This is a genomic window from Actinoplanes sp. G11-F43 (assembly GCF_050589265.1).
In the GTDB taxonomy this organism is placed as follows: Bacteria; Actinomycetota; Actinomycetes; order Mycobacteriales; family Micromonosporaceae; genus Actinoplanes.
Map to the genome: position 1 here is coordinate 25,222 of NZ_JBNZCE010000063.1, position 7,737 is coordinate 32,958.

Consider the following 7,737-nt stretch of genomic DNA (forward strand, 5'->3'; position numbering starts at 1 on the left):
CTCGAATCGAGCCGCACGTCACCACACGCTTGTCAGCGGGTGATCTCGTAGAAGGCGATCGCCCCGGCGGTCGCCACGTTCAGCGAGTCGACCCGGTTGTGCATTGGGATCACCACCCGGGCGTCGGCCGCCGCCATCGCCGCCCGGGTCAGGCCGGGGCCCTCGGCGCCCAGCAGCAGGGCGGGACGCTTCCGCTGCTCCGGGGTCAGGTCGCCGATCGGGATCGCGCCCTCGCCCGGGGTCAGCGCCAGCAGGGTGAAACCGGCCTCCCGGATCTGCCGCAGGGTGGCCGGCCAGTCCTCGGACTTGGCGTACGGGATGGCGAACACCTCACCCATGCTGACCCGGACCGCGCGCCGGTAGAGCGGGTCGGCACAGTTGGGGGAGAGGACGACGGCGTCGATGCCGAGGGCGGCGGCGCTGCGGAACAGTGCTCCCAGATTGGTGTGGGTGTTGAGCCCCTCAAGTACCGCGATGCAGCGCGCCCGACCCAACAATTCCGACATTTCCGGAATTTCGTGACGGTGGAACGAGGCTAGGATGCCGCGGTGCACGTGAAATCCGGTGATCGACTCCAACAATTCCGGCGCCGCCGTATAAAGCGGGGCATAGTCGGGAATGTCGGTTAGCTGGGACACGCGTTTCTCGTCCACCAGAGCCGACCGCATCCGATACCCGGCCCGCAACGCCCGTGAGATCACCAGCTCACCCTCGGCGATGAACAACCCGTTCGGCGGCTCCCAGCGGGTCCGCAACTCGACGTCGGTGAGGGCCCGGTAGTCGCCGATCCGAGGATCGTCCGGGCTGGTGATGGTCAGCGCAGGCACACCGGCATTCTGCCGTTGGGTCATCCCGGCCCGCGGGCGCGGGTAGGGTCGAAACGGTCGAGAGCGCCGGGGGGTGTCAGTGGCATCGGGATCCGACCCGCATCTTCTCTCCCTGTTGCGCGCCATCCGGCTGCGGCAGAGCGCACCCGACGCCGCCTCGGCGGGCGAGGCCGACACCGCGGCCGCCCTCTCCGACATCGCCCGGAAGAAGAAGGACCCGCAGGTGGCCGAGAACGTGTCGCCGGCCGATTCCGGCACGCCGCCGTATTTCAGCAAGCACCCCGCCGCTGCCCCGTCGTCATCGTCCGAGGGTTCCCCGGTGGGCGGCGCCGGCCTGCTGTGGCGCGGTGATCCCGGCGCCACCCTGGGCCGGGCCGGGCTGCGGGCCGCGCGCGGCGGCATCCCGCCGGTCGGTGGCATCACCCCGTCCGGCCCCACCAACCCGGTGCCGCACATCCCGCCGGTGGCCGGGGTCCGCGCGCCCGAGTCGTACGGCACCGACATCCCGCAGCCGCCCCCACAGGCGCCGCCGATGTCGTACCGTTCCCGGTTCGCCAAGTCCGGCCCGGTGCGCCGCGCGGCCGGCCGGGACGGCATGGACCCGGCCGACGACGCCGCCCTGCGCAACACCCAGCGCCTGCTCAGCACCAGCATCACCTTCGCCGGCGGGGTCGACGACGTCGCCGAGCGCCTGTGGGACGCGCTGCGCCAGGCCCGGCCGGCCCTGCTCGAATCGCTGCCCGGCACGCCGGCCGCCCAGCGGTCGTACCTGGCCCGCGCTCTCACCTGGCTGGTGCACCATCTGGCCGACCCGCCCGTCCTGGTCAACGGCTGCGGCAAGCTGGGCGCGGTGCTCGCCGAGTGCGGCATCCAGTGGAACCAGCTGCAGGTGGTCGGCGCCGCCCTGGCCGAGGCGACCCGCGCCGGGATGGCCCCCGGCGACTGGCGGCAGGACTTCGACCACGCGTGGCGCTGGGCGTGGCAGCACACCTACGAGTGGATCGTGCACGGCGGGACCCTGGTGGCGTACCAGCCGACGGTCTGGGACGTCGAGGTGGTCGGCCACGAGACCCGGCGTCCGGATCTGGCGGTGCTGCGGTTGCGGCCGTTCCTGCCGATGCCGTACCGCCCCGGTCAGTACTCCCGCATCGAGGTCCCCGGCCTGCCCGGCGTCTGGCGGCCGTATTCGCTGGCCGGCGCCCCGCACCGGGACGAGCACATCGAACTGCACGTGCGGGCCAAGTCGGAGGCCGGCGTCAGCGGAGTCCTGGTCCACCACACCCGGCGCGGCGCCCGGCTGCGGATGACCCGGGCCGAGGGCGACATGGGCCTGCCCACGGCACCCGGCCGGGGGGTGCTGATGATCGCCGGGGACACCGGGGTGGCCCCGATGAAGGCGATGCTGGCCGAGATGGCGGCAATCGGCGACGCCCGCCAGGCGGTCCTCTTCTGGGGGGTGCGCGAGGTGACCGAACTCTACGATCTGGACGCGCTGACCGAACTGAGCGAGCAGATCCCCGGGGCGACGGTGGTTCCGGTGGTCGCCGAGGGCGACTCCGGCCCGTACCTGTCCGGCCCGGTCACCGACGCGATCGCGGCCTCCGGCGACTGGTCGCGGCACGAGATCTACCTGGCGGGTCCGCCGTTGATGCTGGCCAAGACGTCCGCCGCCCTCCTGCGGTTGGGCGTCAATCCCTCTCGCATGCATCACGACCCACCCGAGTAGTACGGTCGACGGCCCCACGACCGCAGCGGACCGCCCCGCCTCGTCCGCGCGACGTCCCCCGGCCCCGGACCGCCCGGCGACCGCCGGGCGGATGCGGCCCACACCGGTCAGCCGGCGCGATTCCTGCCCGGCCGGGGCTTCGCCGAGCGTGGTGGGGTGGCCCGCATGTGCTCCCGCACCCGCCCGAGCACGCCGCTCAGCGCGGCCAGATCGCCGTCCCGCATCGGCTCGAACAGCAGCCGCCGCACGTCGTCCACATGCCCCGGCAGCACCCGCGCGAACAGCTCCCGCCCGGCCCCGGTGACCGTCACGATGACACTGCGCTCGTCGTCCGGCGACGGCGAACGGGTGATCAGCTCCCGCTTGACCAGCAGCCCCACCTGATAGGTGAGACCGCTGCGGCTGTGCACCATGCCGTCGGCCAGATCGGTCATCCGGAGCCGGCCCTCGGGCTCGTCCACCAGCCGGGCCAGGATCTGGAACTGCACATAGCTGAGATCACCGGCGGTGCGCAGGTGCTCGTCGACCGCGTACTGCAGGAGGCTGCCGACCTCCATCAGCGCGAAGTACGCCCCGAGCTGCTCGCCGCTCAGTCCCGCTTCCGGTTCGCCCACCAGCCCACCCTATGTGCTCAGAATGCGAAACGCGGCGGTCAGGTGGTGGGAACGGCGTAGCCCGGGATCGACGGCCACCGCACGGTCAGCACCACCGACTCCTCGGCGGCGAACCAGGAGTGGTCCACACCCCGCTGCCACACCACGTAGTCGCCCTGCTTGTCCAGGACCACCGTGCGCCCCGGGAACTCCATGTGGAAGCACCCGCTGATCAACACCAGCAGGGCGGTGCGGTCCTCGCCGTGGACCCACTGGGCCCGGCGGTCGCCCCGTACGTGCCGCCCCCACTTGATCTCGACGTCGGTGCTGTGCCGCGGATCGCCCGCCGGCTTGAAGTGCCCCAGCAGCCAGCCCCGGTCGGCGAGCGCGTCCGGGTCGGCGTTCCCCACGTAGATCTCGTCAGCCATGCCGCCAGACGCTACCGCCCCCACCGCGCGCCCCCACCGCGTGTGCCGCACTCCGGCGCGTTCCGCACCGCAACGCGGCACGCGGTGTGCCGTCCGACGTCGCGTGCCGCGCTCCGGCGCGTTCCGCACCGCAGTGCGGCACGCGGTGTGCGGTCCGTTGTTGTGTGCCGCGCTCCGGTGCGTTCCGCGCCGCAGTGCGGCACGCGGTGTGGGGTGCGTTGTTGTGTGCCGCGCTCCGGTGCGTTCCGCGCCGCAGTGCGGCACGTGGTGTGGGGTGCGGTGTTGTGTGCCGCGCTTTGGCGCGTTCCGCGCCGGAGTGCGGCACGCTTCTACGCGGTGGCCTCGTCCAGGAGCTTGCGGTAGGCCGGCGGGATGTGGTGCGGCCCGCCCGGCGTGAAGACGTTCGAGTGCGAGGCGTCCGCCCACGCCGAGTCCGGCACCGCCGCCCGCAACGCCACCAGCACCGGCGCGTCATCGGTCAGCAGCGAGAGCGCGACCAGGCACTCCTCGGCCTCCCCGACACACTCGAACGGCTTGTGCGCGTCCACCCCGAGCAACTCCAGGAAACCCGGCACCTGGGCCTCGTCGGCGAACAGATCGGTGCCGAAGATGTGCGCCAGCCGCTCCCGGGGCATGTGCGGGGCCATCGCCAGGAAGACGAACCGGCACTTCGGGCAGTCACCGCACCAGCGGGCCGTCGGATCGTGCAGCTTGAACGCCTGATTACAGCTGGTCACCACATCGTCATACGCTGTGTGACCGGCGAACAGCTGCGCGATGTGCAGCTCGGAGAGCGTCCGCAGCAGCGAGAAATACGGGTCGACCAGCCCGGTGTACGCCGCCACCGCGTCCCGCAGCAGCCCCTCCGCCTCGACCCCCTTGGACCACTGGTGGTTGACCTCGTGACCGTTCCAGATCAGGTTCGGGTCGGAGGCGGAACGCTCGTTCGACATCACCACCGGGCCCAGCCCGTGCCACGTCGCGGTGGCGATCGCGATCAGCGAGTTGATCGCGGTGACCGGGATGTGCCCGTTCAGCGCACCCGCCTTGTTCAGCGCGAACAGCGACGGGTCCAGCCGGCGGCGGGCGGCCAGCGCGGGCAGGCCGGACGCGGCGTTCACGTTTTCGATCACCGGGTTCGGGTTGACCGAGAACGGCACCGGATCCAGCCCCGCGGCCCGCAGGATCTCCAGGGTGACGATCGAGTCCTTGCCACCACCGACGGCGGACAGCGGCCGGCCGCCCGGCACCTCCACCGCGGCGGCCACCGGCAGCACCCCGGGCGTCTCCACAGTGAGTTCGAGCACGTGCGGAAGCTGGTTGCGGTACGCGTACTCAGCCATGCCCTTGGTGTAGACCGCGGTCAGGAACGCGGTGACCGCCTCCGGGAACGGCTTGGGCGTGACCACCCGGGGCGGCGCCCCGACCTTGAAGTAGCTCACCCCGGCCACCACGTGCAGCAGGTCCAGCACCCGGTAGAAGGCGTCCGGCACCTCCCGCCGGTGCGGCAGCGGGAATGTGATCGACTCGCTGAAGCGCAGCGGCGACGGACCGTCCAGCAGATAGTCGAACGTCGCCACCCCCGTCGTCGGATCGAACGTGTACGAGGGGAAGCGCATGACGTCGAACTGCACCCGGGAACTCCTGTCATAAGGCCGACGGGCAATACTAGTTCGCTGGATGCGGATGGACCCGAGGAGATCACGGTGCGGCTGGCAGACCTGCGGGGCAGATCGGTGGCGGTCTGGGGGACCGGCCGTGAGGGGCGGGCCGCGGTGATCGCGATCGCCGCGCACGAGCCGTCCCGGCTGATCGCTGTCGACGACAGGGCCGACTACCTGTCCGTGGAGTGGACCGGCGAGCTGGAGAAGCTGGCGCCGCTGGCCGGTGGCGATCACGCCTTCGCGGCCCTGGCCAGCGCCGACGTCGTGGTGCGTTCGCCCGGGGTGCCGTCCACCCACCCGTACATGAGAGAGCTCCGCGACCGTGGGATCACGGTGACCGGCGGCAGCGCGCTGTGGATGGCGGACAACGCCGCCCGCACCGTCGGGGTCACCGGCAGCAAGGGCAAGTCGACCACGTCCAGCCTGATCAGCCACCTGCTGACGGCGGTCGGGCGGCCCAACGCGTACGGCGGGAACATCGGTGTGCCGCTTCTCGACATGCCCGAGGCCGAGCTGTATGTGCTGGAGCTCTCCAGCTACCAGTGCGCCGACCTGACCGACTCGCCGCGGGTGGCGGTGGTCACGTCGCTCTTTCCCGAGCACCTCGACGCCCACGGTGGCGAGCGTGAATATTACCGGGACAAACTAAACCTTATCGGGTACGCGCCCGAGCTGATCGTCGTCAACGGAGGCGACGAACGGCTCCGCGCCGAAATCGGCGAAGCCGTCGACTCCAGCGGCCGCCCACCGGTGCCAGCCTCCGCCGCCGACTCCCGCTTCCGGATCGCCGACGGCCTGGTGTGGTGCGGCGACACCGCCCTGTTCCCCCGCGACGCGCTCCGCCTCAAGGGCCGGCACAACGCCGGAAACCTGTGCGTGGCGCTGGCCGTGCTGGACGGCATGGGCGTCGACGTGGTCGCCTCCGGCCCGGAGCTGGAGGCGGCCGTCCGGTCGTTCGCGGGCCTGCCCCACCGCCTGGCCGAGATCGAGGACCCGTCCGGCCTGACCTTCGTCGACGACACCCTGTCGACGTCCCCGTACGCCGCCATGCACGCCATCGAAGCCTACGAGAACCGGCCACTCACCGTGTTGGTGGGCGGCACCGACCGAGGGCTCGACTACTCTCCGTTGCGCGATTTCCTCGCCGACCGGGAACTCACCGTGATCGGCCTGCCGGACAGCGGCCCCCGCATCCTCGAGGCGTTGTCCCGCCTGCCCCGAATCCGCACCGAACCGGCCGAAGACCTGATCGACGCGGTCCGCCTGGCCCGCAAGATCACCCCGGCCGGGGGTGTGGTCCTGCTGTCGCCGGCCGCCCCTAGCTACGGCCGCTTCCGCAACTTCGAACACCGTTCTGAGGTCTTCGCCCAGGCAGTCCAGGACACCGCCCCGTAACCACGCCACCGTCGCCCGGCCTGGTCACCGTCTGGCCTGGTCGCCGCTTGGCTGCTTGCCCGCTCGGCTGATCGTCGGCTGGCCTGGCCATTTCGCCGCTCGGCTTCGTGGTCGTCCGCCATGGGCTCGGCTTGTGGTCGGCCTGCCATGGGATGCCCGTCCCGGGTGGCCGTCAGATTCCCGCGCTGGCGCCTATACCGGTCGAAAGTTGGTGATTATCCACCGCTCCTGGCTTCCCCGAAGTTCTGGATCGATCATGCGCAGTTCGATTCCTCACGAAGGCGGCGGGCAGGACTGCGATCTCGGTCGTATCTCCATCGGAAAGGATCTTTCTCCTGGGCGACCCGGCCGCTTGGCACCATTCCCAGGTGAGTGCCGCGCGGAAAGCCCGATCAGGATCCCGCTGGCCGTTCGTCGCCAATCCCTCAGGTGAGTGCCGCGCTTTCACAGATCCGTGGGGGAACATGCCACCGTTTCGAGTGTTTTGTTTGGTTGCCGGCCCGATCGCGGTCAGTTCCCCGGCGCGAGTGTCCGTTTCCTGCCCCTGCCTGGGCAGATCTTGGTGAATTCGCCATCGTTTTGAGTCTTGTTCTTGGTTGCCTGATCACTTGCGGTCAATCCCTCGTGCGTGAGACCCGCTCAGCCGAGATCTTGGCGGATTCACCACCGTTTTCGGTGGTGAATCCGCCAAGGTCGGCCAGGGCGGAGCTGGAAGGCGGACACTTGTGCGAGGAATTGACCGCAAGCAGGCCAGGAGCTGAGAAGAAGGCTCTTTCGGTGGAGAATCCTCCAAGGTCGACTGGGGTTTGACCAGGAAGTGGACGATTGCGCGGGGAATTTGCGGTGAGCTGTCTAGGCGGCAAGGGCAGGCCCTCTTTCGGGGGTAAATACCCCAAGATCTCAGCTGGGTGGGTCGATCGCGCGAGAGATCGGCCGTGAGCGATCAGGTGGTCGAGAGTAAGACTTGAAGCATCGGCTAATTCCCCAGGAGGGTCATTCAAAACCCGGTTGGGCGTTCTGAAGATCTCCAGGGCGGTGACGGTGCGTAACACGTCGGGGAAGTCGGTCATGATCCGGTGGTAGCCGGTTTTGAGGATTTTCCAG

6 protein-coding genes and 1 pseudogene are annotated in these 7,737 nt (G+C 70.2%); 2 read left to right on the forward strand and 5 right to left on the reverse strand.

Annotated features, from left to right (window positions below; all coding sequences use genetic code 11):
• Positions 1-32: 32 nt before the first annotated feature.
• The gene (locus ACQ0O7_RS43535; RefSeq protein ID WP_430791797.1) at positions 33-827 is read right to left on the reverse strand and encodes a TrmH family RNA methyltransferase; all 795 of its coding nucleotides are present in this window, start codon (positions 825-827) and stop codon (positions 33-35) included.
• 79 nt (positions 828-906) lie between these two features.
• Between ACQ0O7_RS43535 and ACQ0O7_RS43540 the strand changes: the two genes are divergently transcribed.
• Complete coding sequence (locus tag ACQ0O7_RS43540) at positions 907-2,553, forward strand: flavohemoprotein (protein WP_430791798.1); 1,647 nt, start codon at positions 907-909, stop codon at positions 2,551-2,553.
• Positions 2,554-2,660: 107 nt separating this feature from the next.
• On the opposite strand, the gene ACQ0O7_RS43545 is transcribed toward ACQ0O7_RS43540, so the two are convergent.
• From ACQ0O7_RS43545 to ACQ0O7_RS43555, 3 genes are all read right to left on the reverse strand, one after another.
• Positions 2,661-3,167 (reverse strand): MarR family winged helix-turn-helix transcriptional regulator, encoded by a 507-nt coding sequence (locus ACQ0O7_RS43545; RefSeq protein WP_430791799.1) that lies wholly within the window; start codon positions 3,165-3,167, stop codon positions 2,661-2,663.
• Positions 3,168-3,205: 38 nt separating this feature from the next.
• The gene (locus ACQ0O7_RS43550; protein WP_430791800.1) at positions 3,206-3,574 is read right to left on the reverse strand and encodes a signal peptidase I; all 369 of its coding nucleotides are present in this window, start codon (positions 3,572-3,574) and stop codon (positions 3,206-3,208) included.
• Between the two features lie 329 nt (positions 3,575-3,903).
• A complete protein-coding gene (locus ACQ0O7_RS43555) occupies positions 3,904-5,193 on the reverse strand; it encodes a hypothetical protein (RefSeq protein WP_430791803.1) in 1,290 nt (429 codons plus the stop codon).
• Positions 5,194-5,280: 87 nt separating this feature from the next.
• Here ACQ0O7_RS43555 and murD point away from each other — a divergent pair, with 87 nt between their 5' ends.
• Complete coding sequence (murD, locus tag ACQ0O7_RS43560; RefSeq protein WP_430791801.1) at positions 5,281-6,633, forward strand: UDP-N-acetylmuramoyl-L-alanine--D-glutamate ligase; 1,353 nt, start codon at positions 5,281-5,283, stop codon at positions 6,631-6,633.
• Positions 6,634-7,247: 614 nt separating this feature from the next.
• On the opposite strand, the pseudogene ACQ0O7_RS43565 reads toward murD, so the two are convergent.
• Positions 7,248-7,737 (reverse strand): annotated as a pseudogene (locus tag ACQ0O7_RS43565) (hypothetical protein); the annotation flags it as partial.